Raw genomic sequence first — 18,071 nt, 5'->3', positions numbered from 1 at the left:
CGCGTCTGCGTGCGCATCTGCGTGCGCATCGATCGAGACCGCGGGAGTCGTTCGACGCGTGTGATGTCGGAAGATGCGGGCGACCGCACGCACGCGCGGCACCAGCCAGGAGAATCCGGGCGCACAAAAACGAAAGGCCCACCCGAAGGTGAGCCTTTCGCCGCGTGTCTCAACACTGCGTGTCCGAGGGGGGACTTGAACCCCCACGCCCTAATACGGGCACTAGCACCTCAAGCTAGCGCGTCTACCAATTCCGCCACCCGGACAGGTGTTCTTCACTTGTGTCGGCCGCTCCGGCGGGTTTCCCCGGCGTTGCTGCCGGAGAAGACATTAGCACGGCTCTGAACGGCAGTTGAACACGGGCGTGCATCCCGGGCGCGTCCCGCGGAGTCACGGCGAACGAGGGCATCGGAGGCGGCCGGTAGCGTGGTGTGCATGACGGATCCCCAGGGCACCACGACGGCCACCGAGACCGGCCCGGCAGCTGACGCGGCGCGTGGCGAAGGCCGCGAGCTCGAAGCCACCGCCGCGATCGCCAGGGACCTCATCCGGATCGACACCACGAACTGGGGCGAGGGCAAGTCCCGGGGTGAGACCGAGGCCGCCCACTACGTCGAGGCGAAGCTCCGCGACCTCGGGTTCACCCCGCAGCTCTTCGAGTCCGAGCCCGACCGCGTGAGCGTCGTCGCGCGCATCCCGGGCCGCGACCGGGACAAGCCGGCCCTGGTGGTGCACGGGCACCTCGACGTCGTGCCGGCCGACCCGGCGAACTGGAGCGTCGACCCGTTCGGCGGCGTGGTCAAGGACGGCTCGCTCTGGGGCCGCGGCGCCGTGGACATGAAGAACATGGACGCGATGATGCTCACCGCCCTCGGGGACGTCGTCGCGGCGCAGGGCGCCCCCGAGCGTGACCTCGTGATCGCGTACTTCGCGGACGAGGAGGCCGGGGGAGTCCTCGGCTCGCACCACGTCGTGTCGAACCACCCCGAGGTGTTCGACGGTGCGACCGCCGCCATCAGCGAGGTCGGCGGGTACTCGATCACGCTCGGCGACCGACGCGCGTACCTGCTGCAGACGGGCGAGAAGGCCCTGATGTGGATCAAGCTCGTCGCGACGGGCACCGCCGCGCACGGCTCCCACGTGATCAAGGACAACGCGGTGACGAAGCTCGCCGCGGCGGTCGCCCGCATCGGGAGCGAGGAGTGGCCGGTCCGCCTCTCCGCCACCACCGACGCAATGGTGTCGGAGGTCGCCCGGTTCCTCGGCGTCGACCCCGCGGTGACCGGCCCGGACGAGGTCGCCCTGGCCACCGGCTCCGCGTCGCGGTTCATCCACGCCGCACTCCACACCACGACGAACCCGACGGTGCTGCAGGCCGGCTACAAGCACAACGTCATCCCCGACGCGGCCGAGGCGCTGATCGACATCCGCTGCCTCCCGGGTGACGAGGAGTCGGTGCTCGAGCGGGTGCGGGAGCTCGCCGGCGACGACGTCGAGGTGGTGATGTCCTTCCGCGACATCGGCCTCGAACAGGACTTCGGCGGCCCGCTGGTCGACGCCGTGCGGGACGTGCTCGGCCGGCACGACCCGGGCGCACCGGTGCTGCCGTACCTGCTGTCCGGCGGAACAGACAACAAGGCGCTCTCGACGCTCGGCATCGCGGGCTACGGCTTCGTCCCACTGCAGCTGCCGGCCGGTGTGGACTTCCCGGCGATGTTCCACGGCGTGGACGAGCGCGTGCCGCTCGACTCGCTCGCCTTCGGTCGGCGTGTGCTCGGCGACCTGCTCGGTTCGTACTGATATACTGCCGGGTCGCCTGACGCGACCTCCCGACGCCGACCCGCTCCCGAAAGGCCGCGCCCGTGCACATCCTCGAGGCCATCTTCCTCGGCTTCGTGCAGGGACTCACCGAGTTCCTGCCCGTCTCCTCCAGCGCGCACCTGCGCATCGTCGGCCTGTTCCTGCCCGACGCGCAGGACCCGGGCGCCGCGTTCACCGCCGTGACCCAGCTCGGCACCGAGACCGCGGTGCTCATCTACTTCTGGAGCGACATCACCCGCATCGTCCGGCGGTGGTTCCAGTCGCTCTCCGGGAAGGTCCCGCGGAACGACCCCGACGCGCGGCTGGGATGGCTGGTGATCCTCGGCACGATCCCCATCGGCATCGTCGGGCTCCTGCTGCAGGACACGATCGAGACCACCTTCCGGTCGCTCTGGATCGTCGCGGTCGTCCTCATCGGGTTCGGCATCTTGCTCGGCGTGCTCGACCGGGTCGGCCGCAAGGAACGGCGCATCGAGCACATGACGTTCGGCGGTGGCATCCTGATCGGCCTCGCGCAGGTCCTGGCCCTCGTGCCCGGCGTCTCGCGCTCCGGGGCGACCGTGTCGATGGGCCTCGCGCTCGGCTACACCCGCGCCGCCGCTGCCCGCTTCGCGTTCCTCCTCGCCGTCCCCGCGGTGTTCCTCTCCGGCTTCTACGAGGCGGCGACGTCCCTCGGTGACACCGGCGCACCGTTCGGTGTCGTGGACACGGTGATCGCCACGGTCGTCGCGTTCGTCGTCGGCTTCGTCGTGATCGCGGCGTTCATGAACTACATCAGCAAGCGCAGCTTCATGCCCTTCGTGTACTACCGGGTGGCACTCGGTATCGTTCTCATCGTGTTGCTGTCGCTCGGAGTGATCCAGCCGTGAGGGCCTGGGAGGCCCCAGACGTCCCCGATGTCCCCGGGAACGCCCCGCGTCCGGTCGTGCACGACACGGCCGCCGGGAAGCCCGTGGACCCGACCCGTGGTGACGACCGCGCCGCGCTCTACGTCTGCGGCATCACCCCGTACGACACCACCCACCTCGGCCACGCGGCGACGTACCTGGCGTTCGACACGCTCGGACGGGTCTGGCGCGACGCGGGCCTCGACGTCGAGTACGCGCAGAACACCACCGACGTCGACGACCCGCTCCTCGAGCGCGCCACGCGGGACGGTGTCGACTGGCGCGAGCTCGCGGCGTCGCAGATCGACCTCTTCCGCCGCGACATGGTGTCGCTCCGCATCCTGCCCCCGGACGACTTCGTCGCCGTCACGGACGAGGTCGAGCGCATCGCCGAGGCCGTCGCGTTCCTGCAGGAGACCGGCTACGCCTACAGCGTGCCGACGCCCGACAGCGCCGGCGACGACGTCTACTTCGACGTGCAGCGCCCGACCGAGGCGTGGGTGCTCGGCGACGAGAGCGGACTCGACCGTGACACCATGCTCACGCTCTCCGCGGAGCGCGGCGGCGACCCGGACCGTGCCGGCAAGCGCGACGCGCTCGACCCGCTGCTGTGGCGTGCCGTCCGCGCCGGCGAGCCCAGCTGGGAGTCGCCCGTCGGCGAGGGCCGCCCGGGCTGGCACATCGAGTGCAGCGTCATCGCGGGGGACCGCCTCGGCCTGCCGATCAGCGTGCAGGGCGGCGGCAGCGACCTCGTCTTCCCGCACCACGAGATGAGTGCCGGCCACGCGGCGGCCCTGGCACACCAGCCGCTCGCGAACGCGTACGTGCACACCGGGATGATCGCGTACCAGGGCGAGAAGATCTCGAAGTCGCTCGGCAACCTGGTCACCGTGCGTGGCCTGCTCGACGACGGCGCAGACCCGCGGGCGATCCGGCTCGCGCTGCTCTCGCACCGCTACTCGGACGACTGGGAGTGGTTCGACGCCGAGCTCGCGAGCGCGACGCGCCGTCTCGAGACGTGGGACGCCTGGGCCACCGGTGGTGCAGGACACGCCGACGACGCGGTCGACGTCGTGACGCGGATCCGCGCCCGCGTGGCGGACGACCTCGACACGCCGGGGGCAGTCGCCGCCGTCGACACCGCGATCGCGGGCGGCACGCGCAGCACGCCCGAGCTCGTCGACCTGATCGACGCCCTCCTCGGCATCCGCATCGGCTGACGCCGCGCTGAGATCGCACTTCGTGTCGCCCACCTGCACTGGACGCGACCCGAACTGCGATCTCAGCGTCCGGCGGTGTGCCCCGCCATCAGACGGACGGGAGGCCCGGTGCCAGCTGGCACCGGGCCTCCCGTCCGGATGTGGCCACGTCCGGGACGTGACCTGCCGCTACTGCGGCGGCTGCGGGGGCCTCCAGGGGCCCTCACCGGCCTGGCCGGGTCCGTCCTTGCCGTCCTTGCGCTCCCGACGGCGGAGGTACTGCTCGAACTCCTGCGCGATCGCGTCGCCGGACGCCTCGGGGGAGTCCACGGTGTCCCGGGCCTGCTCGAGCTGCCCGATGTAGGACGCCATGTCCTCGTCGTCCGCGGCGAGCGCGTCGATGCCCTCTTCCCACTGGGTCGCGTCGTCGAGGAGCGTGCCCCGCGGGACCGTCACGTCGGTGAGCTCCTCGATCTTGTCGAGCAGGGAGAGCGTGGCCTTCGGGGACGGCGCGTTGTGCACGTAGTGCGGCACCGAGGCCCACAGCGAGAGCGTGGTGAGTCCGGCCTTGTCCATGGTGTCGGAGAGCACGCCGAGGATGCCGGTCGGGCCCTCGTAGGAGGACTTGTCGACGTCGAAGGCCTGCCGGACGGAGGCGTTCTCGCTCGACACGAACACCGAGATCGGCCGGGTGTGCGGGACGTCGGCGAGCATCGCGCCGACGAAGACGACCGCGTCGATCGAGTAGACGTCGGCGAGGTCGATGATCTCCGCGCAGAACGCCCGCCACGTGCGGGACGGCTCCGGGCCGACGAGGACGAACACGTCGCGCTCCGCGGGGGACCCGCCGGCGCCGATCACCGGTCGGCCGAGCTCACCGGGGCCGTGCAGGACGATGCGGGGCCACTGGATGCCGCGGACGCCGTTGTCGTCGCTCCCGACGTTCGGCCGGTTGAACTGGTAGTCGACGTACCGCTCCCCGTCGATCTCCCGCAGCTCGTCGAGGCCGAGCGCGTCGACGATCCGCCGCGCGAGACCGCTGGCGGCCTCACCGGCGTCGTTCCAGCCCTCGAACGCGACGACCAGGAGCCGGCCGTCGTTGAAGGGGGAGTGCTGTGGCACGGAGCGGACCTCCTGGTGATGGAGTGGAGCGGGGCGGCGTGGGGGACGAACGCTCCACAACCGACCGGACACGATCAGGCATCCACTGTAGGCCCCTCGGGCGGGTCCGCTCCGCGTGCGCCGGTAGACTCGTCGCCCGTGACCGCGCATCCTCCCGCCCTCGTCCTGCCCGCAGCCGTGCTGTGGGACATGGACGGCACGATCATCGACACCGAACCGATCTGGCAGCAGTCCCAAGTGGAACTGACCCAGCAGTACGGTGCCGAGTGGACCCACGAGGACGGGTTGTCCCTGGTGGGCAGCGGCCTCGAGCGCTCGGGGGAGATCCTGCGCGACAAGGGCGTCGACATGGAGGTCGAGGAGATCGTCCAGTGGATGACCTCCTACGTGATGGAGCGGCTGGAGCACGGCGACCTGCCGTGGCGTCCGGGTGCGCGGGAGCTCGTCGAGGAACTCCACGCCCGCGGCATCCCGACCGCGCTCGTCACGATGTCCCGCCGTCGGATGGCGCTCGTCGCCGCCGAGGCACTCGCCGACCGCGGGTTCCAGGTCGTCGTCGCGGGTGACGACGTCGAGCACCCGAAGCCCCACCCCGAGGCGTACCTGACCGCTGCAGCGCACCTCGGTGTCGACGCGACCGCGTGCGTCGCGATCGAGGACTCGGCCACCGGCGTCGCCGCTGCCGTCGCCTCGGGCGCCGTCACCATCGCCGTCGAGCACATCGTCCCGCTGCCGGAGACCGCCGGGGACGTCTACCTCACCTCGCTGGCCGGCGTCGACGTGGACCGCCTGGTCGAGCTCACGTCGCCGGCGCTGGCGGCCCGTCAGACCTCCGAGGGGAACGCCCGATGACCGCCGAACTGCCGCACACCGCCGGCGGCGCACCGCACACCCCGCCGCGCGGCCCGTTCCGCGCCGGGGACCGGGTGCAGCTGACCGGGCCGAAGGGCAAGCTCACGACGCTCTCCCTCGAGCCCGGCGTGATCTACCACACGCACCGCGGCATGCTCGCGCACGACGACGTCATCGGGCAGCCGGACGGCTCCGTCATCACGGCCAGCTCCGGGGACGAGTACCTCGCGCTGCGGCCGCTGCTCAACGACTACGTGATGTCGATGCCCCGCGGCGCGGCCATCGTCTACCCGAAGGACGCCGCCCAGATCGTCGCGTTCGCCGACGTCTTCCCCGGCGCCCGCGTGGTGGAGGCCGGGGTCGGCTCCGGCGCACTCTCGCTCTGGCTGCTCCGTGCGATCGGCCCGACCGGTCGCCTGCAGTCGTTCGAGCGTCGTGACGAGTTCGCCGAGATCGCCCGCGGCAACGTCGGCACCTTCCTCGGCGCCGTCCCGGACAACTGGAGCGTCACCGTCGGCGACCTCGTCGAGGAGCTCCCCGGAGCCACCGAGCCGCAGAGCATCGACCGCGTGGTGCTCGACATGCTCGCGCCGTGGGAGTGCGTCGACGCCGCGGCGGACGCCCTCGTGCCCGGTGGCCTCATCGTCTGCTACGTCGCCACGGTGACGCAGCTGAGCCGGACCGCAGAGGCACTCCGCGACACCGGACGCTTCACCGACCCGCAGTCCAGCGAGACCCTGGTGCGCACCTGGCACGTCGAGGGGCTCGCCGTCCGGCCGGACCACCGGATGGTCGGGCACACCGGGTTCCTCGTCACCGCACGTCGTCTGGCGGACGGTGTGGTGCTCCCGAACCTGAAGCGTCGCGCAGGCAAGGCCGAGTTCTCCGACGAGGACGTGGAGGCCTGGACCCCCGGTGCGGTGGGCGAACGGTCCGCCAGTGACAAGAAGCTCCGCAAGGTGGCGCGGCAGGCGGCGGCACAGGCGCGGAAGGTCGCGGCGGCAGAGGCGCTCGACGCCACCGGCACCCCGGCCGAGGCTGATGGCGACGACCGGTAGGCTACGTCAGTCGCTCGTCCTGCATCGAACGGAAAGAGGGTCCGTGCGCACCATCCCCGCACTCCTGGTCACCATCGGACTGGTCGCGTCGTTGACCGCGTGTGCGTCGAGCGGGGCCGGCACCACGCCGTCCAGCTGCGACGCTCCCGGTGCCGCCTCCGAAGCCGTGACCGCGACCGGCGCGTTCGGCAAGCAGCCGAAGGTGTCCGTCCCGGCCGGTCTCACGGTCAAGGGCACGCAGGTCTCCATCCTGAAGCAGGGCGACGGACGACGCATCGACAAGGGCACCCCCGTGCTCATCGAGTACACGCTGGTCGACGGTTCGACCGGCAAGGTCGCGCAGACGAGCGGGTACGCCGGGACGACCTCCCCGATCACCGCCGGTTCGACGAACGCCGGCGCCCTCGGCGAAGCGCTCCAGTGCGCCAACGTCGGTGACCGCCTCGCCGTGGCACTCCCGCAGAGCGCCCTGAGCGACGGCACCACCTCGACGAAGAAGACCGAGTCCGCGGTCGTCGCCGTGATCGACGTGAAGAAGGCGTTCGACGCCCGCGCGACCGGCACCCCGCAGCTCGCCGGGGACGACATGCCCGCCGTGGTCCTCGCTCCCGACGGCGCGCCCGGCATCACGGTGCCGACCAAGGCTGCGCCGTCCTCGAACGAGACCCACCTGCTCCGCAAGGGCTCCGGCTCCGTCCTCACCGCCAAGGACACCGCGATCATCAAGTACACCGCCGTGACCTGGGGCACCGACTCCACCGTCGCGGGGTCGAGCTGGACCGACGGCACCGGCGCGCAGACCGTGCCGCTCGCCAAGGGCCAGGTCGACGACGGCATCCGCACGGCGCTCCTCGGCCGCAAGGTCGGCGACCAGGTGCTCGCGATCGTCCACCAGCAGGGTGTCGCCTACGCGTACGTCATCGACGTGCTCGGCTCGGTCACGTCCTAGAATCGCCTCGTGCCGACGACCCGTGTGCCCCGCGTACCGGCGGAAGAACGCCTGTTCAGCCTCGTGCTCGCGTTGCTGTCGACCGAAGCCGGTCTGACGAAGTCCGAGATCCTCGCGAACGTGCAGGGGTACCGGCAGCGGTTCACGACCGGCGGTGACAACGCGTCGCTCGAGCGCCAGTTCGAGCGCGACAAGGACGACGTCCGCGAACTCGGCATCCCGCTCGAGACCATCGAGACCCCCGGAGCCGCCGGCAACAACCAGACGCTCCGCTACCGGATCCCGAAGGGCGAGTACGACCTGCCGCTCGATGTCCGGTTCACGCCGGACGAGTCCGCCCTGCTCTCGCTCGCCGCGATGGCGTGGCGTGAAGGCGCGCTCTCCTCGGACTCCCGCCGCGCCCTGCTCAAGGTCCGTTCCGCCGGGCAGGACGACGACGCCGCCGGGGTGGCCGGGATGACCGCGTACGCTCCGCGACTCCGCGCCCGGGACGCCGCCTTCGAACCGCTCCGTGCGGCGCTCGACCGCGCCGCCGCGGTGCGCTTCGACTACATCACGCCGGGGGAGCACGAGCCCCGTCGCCGCGAACTCGAGCCCCTCGCGCTCGTGCAGCACGGCGGGCGCTGGATGCTCGCCGCGCACGAGCCATCGACCGGCGGGGACAAGAACTACCTGCTGTCCCGGATCGTCGGCCCGGTGTCGCAGTTCGAGTCCGGGCAGCACCCGGCACCGGCCGGCGCGGGGGAGCGTGCCCTCGCCGAGCTGGACCGGATCTGGTCGGCGCGCACGGCGACGATCGCCGTCGCAGCCGGGTCCGACGCCGAGCGTCGTCTCGGCCGACGTCGGGACACCACCGTCGGCGACGACGGCGTCCTCGTGCTGCACTACGTCGACCCGCAGATCCTCGCCGAGGAGCTCGCCGCCTTCGGACCGGAGGTCCGGGTGCTCGAACCGACCGAGGTGCGCGACCGCGTGGTCGCCCGTCTCGAGGGACTCGTCGCCGACCACAGCGAAGGGGTGCTCCGTGGCTGACGCCCAACCGCTGCAGGCGCAGGACAAGCTCGCGTTCCTCCTGGCGCTCGTGCCGTACCTGATCGACCGGGAGCGCGTGTCCGTGGCCGAGGCGGCGCGGCACTTCAGCGTGCCCGAGACCCGCATCCGCCGGGCCGTCGAGCTCATCGCGGTGTCCGGGATCCCCGGCGAGACGATGCAGTACCAGCACGGTGACCTGTTCGACATCGCCTGGGACGACTTCGAGCAGAACGACATGATCGTCCTGACGAACCTCGTCGCGATCGACGACTCCCCGCGACTCTCCGCCCGCGAGGCCTCGGCGCTCATCGCCGGCCTGCAGTACCTCTCCGCGCTGCCGGAGGCCGCCGACCGCGACGCCATCCGGACCCTGATGGCCAAGCTCTCCCGCGGTGCCGGCGGTGCCGCGGCGAACGTCGCCGTCGGGCAGGAACTCCACGACGCCGCGCTCACCACGATCCGTCGGGCGATGTCCGGGGGCAAGGGGCTCGTGTTCGGGTACGCCGGCCCGCGCACCCAGGGCAGCACCCGCCGGGTGGACCCGCTCCGCGTCGAGTCGATCGACACCGACTGGTACCTCCGCGCGTGGGACCTCGACCGCGGGGCGCTCCGGACCTTCCGGCTCGACCGGATGTCCGGCGTCGCGGTCGACGACCGTGTCGCAACGCACTCCATCGACGACGTCGACATCCCGGACACCCTGTTCCAGCAGACCCCGGAGGACGTCATCGTCACGCTGGAGCTCGACGCGTCGTCGCTGCCCCTCGTCGCGGACTTCCTCGCGGACACCGCCGACGCGCCCGACGCCGACGGGCGGGTGCGCATCCGGCTCGCGGCGTCGGCGGGCTTCGACGGCGTGGTGCGGCTCGTCGCGGGCCTGCCCGGCCGCGCGGTCGTGCTGGACCCGCCGGCCGCGCGCGACGCGGTGCGTGCCTTCGCCGCGTCCGCCCTCCCGCGCTGACCGGCGGGACCCGCGCGACCTGCCGCACCGCGGCACCACGTTCACCCGCGGCTCACCCGCGACGGGACGTCCGCTGTGCGTTCGTACCCCCGCCACCGTGTGTCGGTCCCGACACCGTAAGATCGACGCATGGCTTCGACGACCGCGCGCGGGCGAGAGAAGCGGCAGGGTCGCCGTCCCAACGAACCCGAAGGCCGCATGTCCCTCGGGCAACACCTCATCGAACTGCGCAACCGCCTGTTCAAGGCCGTCCTCGCAGTGCTCCTCGGTGCTGTCGGCGGCTGGTTCCTGACGCCGTTCGTGCTCGACTCGCTCCGCGCCCCGGTGGCCGAACTCGCGAAGGTCGGCGGACACACCGCTGAGCTGAACTTCCCGATGATCACGGGGGCGTTCGACCTCCGGCTGCAGATCGCGATCACGATCGGCATCGTCATCGCGAGCCCGGTGTGGCTGTACCAGATCTGGGCGTTCATCGTCCCGGCGCTCGTTCGGCGTGAGAAGCAGTACGTGTGGGGCTTCCTCGGCACCGCGATCCCGCTGTTCTTCGCCGGCTGCTACTTCGGCTGGTACGTCCTGCCGCACATCGTCGGGATCCTCGGCAGCTTCGTGTCGAGTCAGGACACGTCGATCGTCGACGCGAAGGCGTACTACGACTTCACGATCAAGCTCATCGTGGCGGTCGGCATCGCGTTCGTGCTGCCGGTGTTCCTGGTGCTGCTCAACTTCGTCGGGGTGCTGACGGCCAAGGCGATCATCAAGTCGTGGCGCGTCGCGATCCTCTGCATCCTGGTCTTCTGCGCGATCGTCACGCCGAGCGCCGACGTCATCTCGATGTTCCTCCTCGCGGTGCCGATGACGGTGCTGTACGTCGCCGCCTGTGTGGTGACGTGGTTCCACGACCGGCGGCTCGCGAAGCGGCAGGCCAAGCTCGACGCCGAGTACGGGCTGTGACGGACACCGGTCTGAGCGCAGCGGAACGGTTCCAGGCGGCCCGCGTCCGCAACCGCTCGCGCAACCTCGAGCTCTTCCGCGCCGACCTGCGGTTCGACCTCGACCCGTTCCAGTTCGCCGCGTGCGACGCCCTCGACCAGGGCCGGAGTGTCCTGGTGGCCGCACCGACCGGCGCGGGCAAGACGATCATCGCGGAGTTCGCGATCTGGCTCGCGATGCGCCAGCCGACGGCGAAGGTGTTCTACACGACGCCGATGAAGGCGCTGAGCAACCAGAAGTACGCCGAGCTGGTCGAGGCCTACGGCGAGTCCGAGGTCGGCCTGCTCACCGGTGACACGAACGTGAACCCGCGGGCCCGCGTCGTCGTGATGACGACCGAGGTGCTCCGCAACATGATCTACGCGGACTCCGACCTGCTCGACGACCTGGCCTGGGTCGTCCTGGACGAGGTGCACTACCTGGCCGACCGGTTCCGCGGCGCCGTGTGGGAAGAGGTGATCCTGCACCTCCCGACCGAGGTCCGGCTCGTCTCGCTCTCCGCCACGGTCTCCAACGCCGAGGAGTTCGGCGACTGGCTGCAGACCGTCCGCGGCGAGACCGACGTCATCGTGTCCGAGGACCGTCCGGTCCCGCTCGAGCAGCACGTCCTCGTCGGCAACAAGATGGTCGACCTGTTCGACTCGTCCGGCGCCGCCGCGACGAACCGGGTGAACCCGGAACTGCTCCGTCTGGTCGGTGGTGGCGCGCGGAACGACAGCCGCGGTGGACAGCGCGGGCGCCGGGGCCGAGGCGGCTACGTCGACCGCCGTGGGCCGCGCACCGAGAAGCTGCACCGTGAGCACATCGCGCGGATGCTCGACGAGCGGATGCTCCTCCCCGCGATCTTCTTCGTGTTCAGCCGCAACGGCTGCGACCAGGGCGTCCGGCAGGTGCTCCGCTCCGGGGTCTCGCTGACGACGCGGGAAGAACGCAACGAGATCCGCGAGACCGCGGAGTACCACTGCCGCACGCTCCTCGACGAGGACCTCGCCGTCCTCGGGTACTGGGAGTGGCTCGAGGGCCTCGAGCGCGGGGTCGCCGCACACCACGCCGGACTCCTGCCCGCCTTCAAGGAGGTCGTGGAGGACCTCTTCCAGCGCAAGCTCCTCAAGGTCGTCTTCGCGACGGAGACGCTGGCGCTCGGGGTGAACATGCCGGCCCGCACGGTGGTGCTCGAGAAGCTCGAGAAGTTCAACGGCGAAGCCCGCGTGCCGATCACGCCGGGGGAGTACACCCAGCTGACGGGTCGTGCCGGGCGCCGCGGGATCGACGTCGAGGGCCACTCGGTGATCCAGTGGACCGACGGCCTCGAACCGCAGGCCGTCGCCTCGCTGGCGAGCCGTCGCACGTACCCCCTCAACTCCTCGTTCAAGCCGACGTACAACATGGCCGTGAACCTCATCGAGCAGTTCGGGCGTCAGCGCACCCGCGAAGTGCTGGAGACGTCGTTCGCCCAGTTCCAGGCGGACCGTTCCGTGGTCGACCTGGCCCGCAAGGTGCGGTCGCAGCAGGAGTCCCTCGACGGCTACCAGCAGTCGATGCAGTGCCACCTCGGCGACTTCACCGAGTACGCGGCGCTCCGTCGGCAGCTGTCCGACCTCGAGCGCACGAACGTCCCCGGTGGGCGGGAAGCGTCGCACGGTGCGCGTGCCGAGCGGCAGGCGTCCATCACCGAGGTGCGCCGTGCCCTGCAGCGCCACCCCTGCCACGCCTGCCCCGACCGTGAAGCGCACGCCCGCTGGGCCGAGCGCTGGTACAAGCTCAAGCGCGTCAACGACAAGCTCGTGCAGCAGATCCGGTCCCGCACCGGTGCCGTCGCGACGACCTTCGACCGGGTCACGGACGTGCTCGTGCAGCTCGGCTACCTGGTGCCGTCCGAGCAGGAGGGCGAGCTCACCGTCGCCGCCGGTGGCCGCCGGCTGCAGCGGATCTACGGCGAGCGGGACCTGCTCGTCGCCGAGTGCCTCGAGGCCGGGGTCTGGAAGGAACTCACCCCCGGGCAGCTCGCCGCGATGGCCGCCACGATCGTCTACCAGCCCCGCCGCGAAGACGCGCCCGGCACCGAGCACGCCCTGCCCCGCGGCGCGTTCCGCCCGGCCCTCGACGAGACCCTGACGATCTGGTCCCGCCTGGACGACGTCGAGCGGGACGCCCGGCTCGCCGGCTCGCAGCCGCCGACCCCCGCGATCGCGCTCGGCATGTTCCGCTGGGCGTCCGGCTCCGCGCTCGACGACGTCCTGCGGGCGCTCGACCTCGCTGCCGGTGACTTCGTCCGCTGGTCGAAGCAGGTCATCGACCTCCTCGACCAGATCAAGAACGCCGGCGACCCCGAGCTCGCCGAGACCGCCCGACGGGCGACGGACGCGGTCCGCCGCGGCATCGTCGCGTACGCGACGGTCTGACGGGAGGCCCGGTGTCCGTCCGCGAGTCCGTCGCGCCTCCGCACGACGGTGGCGTCCCACCGAGACGCCGCCGTCCCACCGAGACGCCGCCGTTTCCGGCAGTGTCTGGCGGGTTCGGCGGCGTCTCGCGGCCGTCACCGTTCGCTGCGCTGCCGGTGCGGGTCGCCCTGCCGCTGGCGGTCATCGGCGGGCTGCTGTTCGCGCTGTCGTTCCCGTCGCCCGGCTGGTGGTTCCTGGCCTACCCGGCCGTCGCGTGCCTGCTCCTCGCCGCGATGGGACAGGGCTGGCGGCGCGCTGCCTGGATCGGCTACATCGGCGGTGTCGCGTTCTGGGTGCCGGCGATCTCCTGGGCCGGACGGTACCTCGGGCCGGTCCCGTGGCTGGCGCTGGCGCTCTTCGAGGCGGCCATGTTCGCGCTCGGCAGCGTGGCCATCGCGCTCGCGTACCGCTGGGTCGCCCGGGTCGTGACCTCGACCGGCGGACGCGTGTGGGGCCTCCCGGCCGTGATCGCCGCACTGTGGACCGGACGTGAGTGGTTCTCCGGGAGCTGGCCGTACGGGGGCTTCGCCTGGGGGCGCGTCGGACTGTCGCAGTCCGACAGCCCCTTCGCGCACCTGGCCGCGTACATCGGCGTGCTCGGCGTCTCGTTCGTCGTCGTGTACTGCGTCGCCGTCGTGGTGTCGCTCGGACTCGTCGTGCCGACCGTTCCGGGCGGTTCCGTCCGGCTGCCCGTCCGCGTCGCCACGGCGGGTCTCCTCGTCGCCGCGGTGCTCGCCGTGCCCGCGTGGCCGACCGCCACGGACGGCACGATCCGCGTCGAGTCCGTGCAGGGGAACGGGCCGGCCGGGTACTTCGACAACGCGGCGCCCGGCGAAGTGCTCGAGTCACAGGTCACCGCGACCGACGTCAGCGCGAAGGGTGTCGACCTGGTGGTGTGGCCGGAGGGGTCGGCGGAGTTCGACCCGCGCGCACAGCCGGTGATCGCGAGTGCGCTCGACTCCGTCGTGCAGTCGGTCGGCGCACCGATCGTCGCCGGAGCCATCACCCAGACGTCCTCCGGGGTGCTGCACAACACCTCGTTCGTGTGGACGGCGGACGGCTGGCAGTCCTCCTACGACAAGAAGCGCCCGGTGCCCTTCGGCGAGTACGTGCCGGACCGCTGGTTCTTCTCCAAGCTCGCGCCGTCGCTCATCGGGTTGCTGCAGCGCGACTACACGCCGGGGACGAAGCCGAACGTGCTGTCCGTCGCCGGGGTCAAGGCGGGCATCGCGATCTGCTTCGACATCGTCGACGACGGCCTGACGCGGGACATGGCGCGCGGGGGAGCGCAGGTGATCCTCGCACAGACGAACAACGCCGACTTCTCCGGCACCGACGAGAACCTCCAGCAGCTCGAGATCGCCCGGATGCGGGCCATCGAGACCGGGCGTTCGCTCGTGAACATCTCGACCGTCGGGGCATCGCAGGTGATCGACCCCACCGGCCGGACGATCGACCGGGTGCCGGAGTACACCGCGTCGTCGATGATCACCGACGTGCCGCTCGGGACGTCGACCACGCCCGCGACCGTCGCGTCGGGGCTCATCGCGCTGGTGCTCTCGCTCGGCGGGCTGCTGGTGCTGCTGGCGTGCGCGCCGTGGAGCCGTCGCCGGGCCTGACCGTGCGGGCGGTGGTCCGCTCGCGGTCCTGACCGTGCCCCCAGGTGGCACTGGGAACCCTCTGTGAATGCGGGCGTTCCGGAACGAACCCCCGTGGGACAGTGTTGCAAGGGGGGAACGAGCGAGAGGAGTCCACCATGGCTGATCGGAGTCTCCGCGGCATGCGGCTCGGGAGTCAGAGCCTCCAGAGCGAAGAGGGCGTCGAGCTCTCGGATCGCAAGCGCGCGGTCTACCAGGCCGACTCGGGCGAGACCTTCGACGTGGTGTTCTCGGCCGATGCCGAGGTCCCGCAGAGCTGGAACGACCCGCGCAGCGGCCGAGAAGGACGACTGCTCGGCGACGACGGCGTTCCCGTCGAGGTCGCAGCAGAGGACGTCAAGGCACCCCGTACCCACTGGGACATGCTGCTCGAGCGTCGCTCACGCGAAGAGCTCGAGGAACTGCTGCAGGAGCGCCTCGCGTTCCTGCGTGCACGACGCGGCGCGTAGCCGTCGACACCGAAGGCCCGCTCCCTGATCAGGGAGCGGGCCTTCGTGCGTCACGTGCAGTTCGTCGCTACTGCTGGTCGCCCTGCTGCCGGTCGCCCTGCTGCCGGTCGTCGTTCAGCTGCTTGCGCGTCGCTTCGGCCGCAGCGGCGAGCTTCTCCTCGACGCTGCGGTTCGACTCCGCCAGGCGCTCGTCGAGCACCGAGTCCGGGACGATGTCCGACGCCGTGGCGTTCGGGTTGGCGCCCGCGCCGTCGGTGGCGGTGGTGTTCGCCAGGCTCTCGTTCGCGAGCTTGGAGATCTTCGCGAGGAAGTCGGTGCTGCCGGCTCCGCCCGCTGCGGGAGCGCCGCCCGTTCGCTGGGTCGAGAAGCCCTTCGCGATGCCGGAGAGCGCTTCGGTGAACTCGCTCGGGATCATCCAGACCTTGTTCGCGGTGCCCTCGGCGATCTTGGGGAGCATCTGCAGGTACTGGTAGGACAGCAGCTTCTCGTCGGGGTCACCGACGTGGATGGCGTCGAAGACCGTCGCGATGGCCTGGGCTTCACCCTCGGCGCGGAGGACCTGCGCCTTGGCGGCACCCTCGGCCTGGAGGATCGCGGCCTGCCGCTGCCCCTCGGCCTCGAGGATCTGGGACTGCTTGGTGCCCTCGGCCTGCAGGATCGCGGCACGACGGTTCCGCTCCGCACGGAGCTGCTGCTCCATCGCGTCGACGATCGACACGGGCGGCTCGATCGCCTTGAGCTCGACACGGCCGACGCGGATGCCCCACTTGCCGGTCGCTTCGTCGAGGACGACCCGGAGCTGGCCGTTGATGTTGTCGCGGCTGGTCAGTGCCTCTTCGAGGTTGAGGCCACCGACCACGTTGCGGAGCGTGGTGGTCGTGAGCTGCTCGACGGCGCCGAGGTAGTTCGCGATCTCGTACGTCGCCGCGCGGGCGTCGGTCACCTGGAAGTAGACGACCGTGTCGATCGAGACGACCAGGTTGTCCTCGGTGATGACCGGCTGCGGCGGGAAGGACACGACCTGCTCGCGCATGTCCAGCAGCGGCCGGAGCCGGTCGATGAACGGCACCAGCAGGTTCAGCCCGGGCGTGAGCGTCTTGTGGTACTTGCCGAGGCGTTCGACGACCCCGGCCGTCGCCTGCGGGACGATCCGGATCGCCTTGGCGAGGACGACGATCACGAAGATGACGATGACGACGATCAGTACGAAGAGCACGATCGTCCCGGGTGTGAGGGTCATGAAGCAGCCTTCTGTTGGGTTCGGACGACGGCGGTCGAGCCCTCGATGGACTCGACGACGACATGGGTGCCGAGCGGCGGGGTGCGGTCCGGAGCGGTGGCGTCGATGCGGGCGCTCCAGGTCTCGCCGTTCGCCAGGCGGACCTGGCCGGGCGCGGAGGACGTGAACGCGACGGCGACGGTGCCCGGCATGCCGATCAGGCCCTGCACACCGGTGCGGTGCGGGTCGGCGCCACGGCCGAGCGCCAGGAGGAGGCGCGGACGGACGAGCGACAGGAGCACGAGGGCGAGTGCCGCGGCGATGATCGCGGAGAGCCACCAGGGCGCGCCGATCAGCGCGGCGATCAACCCACCGGCGGCTCCCGCGGCCAGCATGATGAAGATGAAGTCGAGCGTGAAGATCTCGACCACCCCCAGGACCAGCACCAAAGCGATCCAGACGATGGTCTGGATCCAGTCATCGATGTTCACGCGATCTCCCTCCCTCGGTCGCGCGCGGCAGCGCAGCGTCGCGACGGCCGGTTCAAGTCCGTTCAACATATCAAACGAGAACGGGCGACTCGCAGGTGATTGGTAGGCTCGTCCGGGTCGCCAGACCCGTCCCTCGAACCGTCGTCGGGCCTGCCCCCGAACAGGAGAACCACGTGAGCAACCCCCTCGCCCCCGCAGCACTCGCCGGCAAGCGCGCCCTGGTCACCGGATCGTCCCGCGGCATCGGCGCCGACACGGTCGGGTACCTCGCCGAAGCCGGCGCCAAGGTCGTCGTGAACTACCGCAACAAGGCCCGCCGTGCCGAGCAGATCGCCGAGGGCATCGTCGCCGCCGGCGGGGACGCCCTGGCCGTCGGCGCGGACCTGACCGACCACGACTCCGTGCAGGCCATGGTCGACGCCGTGGTGCAGGCATGGGGCGGCATCGACCTCCTGGTCCTCAACGCGTCCGGCGGCATGGAGTCCGGCATGGGTGACGACTACGCGCTCCGGCTGAACCGGGACGCCCAGGTCGACATGCTCCAGACCGCGGTGCCGCACATGGCCGCCGGCTCCCGCGTCGTGTTCGTCACGAGCCACCAGGCGCACTTCGTCGAGACCGCCGAGACGCTGCCCGAGTACCTGCCCGTCGCCAAGAGCAAGCACGCCGGCGAGACCGCGCTGCGCGAACTCGTCCCGCAGCTCGACGCCGCCGGCATCGAGTTCGTCGTCGTCTCCGGCGACATGATCGAGGGCACGATCACCGCGACCCTGCTGAACCGCATCAACCCCGGCGCGATCGAGGAGCGTCGCGGCGCCGTCGGCAAGCTCTACAGCGTGTCCGAGTTCGCCGCCGAGATCGCCCTCGCCGCCGTCGAGCCGATCCCGGCCGACCACACCCGCCTCGTCGGCGACGTCTCCGGCTTCACGCAGGGCTGACGGG

Annotated in this window: 16 protein-coding genes and 1 tRNA gene; 13 read left to right on the top strand and 4 right to left on the bottom strand. The window is 71.1% G+C overall.

From position 1 onward, the window contains the following. Positions 1 to 180: 180 nt before the first annotated feature. Positions 181 to 266: transfer RNA gene (locus EDF55_RS03265), tRNA-Leu, on the bottom strand. Between the two features lie 169 nt (positions 267 to 435). Between EDF55_RS03265 and EDF55_RS03260 the strand changes: the two genes are divergently transcribed. The 3 genes from EDF55_RS03260 (at position 436) to mshC (ending at position 3,928) form a co-directional block, all read left to right on the top strand. Beyond that, on the top strand, positions 436 to 1,800 hold the full coding sequence (locus tag EDF55_RS03260) for a M20/M25/M40 family metallo-hydrolase (RefSeq protein ID WP_243698403.1): 1,365 nt from the start codon (positions 436 to 438) through the stop codon (positions 1,798 to 1,800). Positions 1,801 to 1,862: 62 nt separating this feature from the next. After that, a complete protein-coding gene (locus EDF55_RS03255; RefSeq protein WP_123653475.1) occupies positions 1,863 to 2,690 on the top strand; it encodes an undecaprenyl-diphosphate phosphatase in 828 nt (275 codons plus the stop codon). Beyond that, positions 2,687 to 3,928, top strand: coding sequence for a cysteine--1-D-myo-inosityl 2-amino-2-deoxy-alpha-D-glucopyranoside ligase (gene mshC / locus EDF55_RS03250; protein ID WP_123653474.1), 1,242 nt, complete (start codon positions 2,687 to 2,689; stop codon positions 3,926 to 3,928). The genes EDF55_RS03255 and mshC overlap by 4 nt, the downstream gene beginning before the upstream one ends. Before the next feature lie 168 nt (positions 3,929 to 4,096). On the opposite strand, the gene EDF55_RS03245 is transcribed toward mshC, so the two are convergent. After that, positions 4,097 to 5,029: a proteasome assembly chaperone family protein gene (locus EDF55_RS03245; RefSeq protein WP_123653473.1), complete on the bottom strand. Its 933-nt coding sequence runs from the start codon at positions 5,027 to 5,029 to the stop codon at positions 4,097 to 4,099. A 138-nt stretch (positions 5,030 to 5,167) separates the two neighbouring features. On the opposite strand from EDF55_RS03245, the gene EDF55_RS03240 reads away from it, so the two are divergent. From EDF55_RS03240 to EDF55_RS03200, 9 genes are all read left to right on the top strand, one after another. Beyond that, positions 5,168 to 5,881 carry an HAD family phosphatase gene (locus EDF55_RS03240; protein WP_260235765.1) on the top strand — a complete coding sequence of 238 codons (714 nt, stop codon included), beginning with the start codon at positions 5,168 to 5,170 and terminating at the stop codon, positions 5,879 to 5,881. Next, positions 5,878 to 6,939, top strand: coding sequence for a tRNA (adenine-N1)-methyltransferase (locus EDF55_RS03235; RefSeq protein ID WP_123653472.1), 1,062 nt, complete (start codon positions 5,878 to 5,880; stop codon positions 6,937 to 6,939). The genes EDF55_RS03240 and EDF55_RS03235 overlap by 4 nt, the downstream gene beginning before the upstream one ends. Before the next feature lie 43 nt (positions 6,940 to 6,982). Further along, positions 6,983 to 7,888 carry an FKBP-type peptidyl-prolyl cis-trans isomerase gene (locus EDF55_RS03230; protein WP_123653471.1) on the top strand — a complete coding sequence of 302 codons (906 nt, stop codon included), beginning with the start codon at positions 6,983 to 6,985 and terminating at the stop codon, positions 7,886 to 7,888. A gap of 9 nt (positions 7,889 to 7,897) precedes the next feature. Next, complete coding sequence (locus tag EDF55_RS03225) at positions 7,898 to 8,920, top strand: YafY family protein (protein ID WP_123653470.1); 1,023 nt, start codon at positions 7,898 to 7,900, stop codon at positions 8,918 to 8,920. After that, the gene (locus EDF55_RS03220) at positions 8,913 to 9,881 is read left to right on the top strand and encodes a YafY family protein (RefSeq protein WP_123653469.1); all 969 of its coding nucleotides are present in this window, start codon (positions 8,913 to 8,915) and stop codon (positions 9,879 to 9,881) included. Before EDF55_RS03225 ends, EDF55_RS03220 begins: the two co-directional genes overlap by 8 nt. A 198-nt stretch (positions 9,882 to 10,079) precedes the next feature. After that, complete coding sequence (gene tatC, locus EDF55_RS03215; protein ID WP_123653851.1) at positions 10,080 to 10,832, top strand: twin-arginine translocase subunit TatC; 753 nt, start codon at positions 10,080 to 10,082, stop codon at positions 10,830 to 10,832. Further along, entirely contained in the window at positions 10,829 to 13,273 is a 2,445-nt protein-coding gene (locus EDF55_RS03210) for an RNA helicase (RefSeq protein ID WP_123653468.1), read from the top strand. The genes tatC and EDF55_RS03210 overlap by 4 nt, the downstream gene beginning before the upstream one ends. 101 nt (positions 13,274 to 13,374) lie before the next feature. Then, positions 13,375 to 14,931, top strand: a complete 1,557-nt coding sequence (gene lnt, locus EDF55_RS03205; RefSeq protein WP_123653467.1) for an apolipoprotein N-acyltransferase — start codon at positions 13,375 to 13,377, stop codon at positions 14,929 to 14,931. Between the two features lie 137 nt (positions 14,932 to 15,068). Then, positions 15,069 to 15,419, top strand: coding sequence for an RNA polymerase-binding protein RbpA (locus tag EDF55_RS03200; protein WP_123653466.1), 351 nt, complete (start codon positions 15,069 to 15,071; stop codon positions 15,417 to 15,419). Between the two features lie 67 nt (positions 15,420 to 15,486). On the opposite strand, the gene EDF55_RS03195 is transcribed toward EDF55_RS03200, so the two are convergent. Beyond that, positions 15,487 to 16,659, bottom strand: a complete 1,173-nt coding sequence (locus tag EDF55_RS03195; RefSeq protein ID WP_132050096.1) for an SPFH domain-containing protein — start codon at positions 16,657 to 16,659, stop codon at positions 15,487 to 15,489. Beyond that, positions 16,656 to 17,129: an NfeD family protein gene (locus EDF55_RS03190; protein ID WP_243698401.1), complete on the bottom strand. Its 474-nt coding sequence runs from the start codon at positions 17,127 to 17,129 to the stop codon at positions 16,656 to 16,658. Before EDF55_RS03190 ends, EDF55_RS03195 begins: the two co-directional genes overlap by 4 nt. A 173-nt stretch (positions 17,130 to 17,302) precedes the next feature. Here EDF55_RS03190 and EDF55_RS03185 point away from each other — a divergent pair, with 173 nt between their 5' ends. Next, positions 17,303 to 18,067: an SDR family oxidoreductase gene (locus EDF55_RS03185; RefSeq protein ID WP_123653464.1), complete on the top strand. Its 765-nt coding sequence runs from the start codon at positions 17,303 to 17,305 to the stop codon at positions 18,065 to 18,067. Positions 18,068 to 18,071: the final 4 nt, after the last annotated feature.

The sequence above is a fragment of the Curtobacterium sp. ZW137 genome (assembly GCF_003762905.1).
Lineage (GTDB): Bacteria > Actinomycetota > Actinomycetes > Actinomycetales > Microbacteriaceae > Curtobacterium.
Note: the sequence above shows the minus strand (reverse complement) of the source record. Positions and strands in the feature narration are given on the sequence as shown.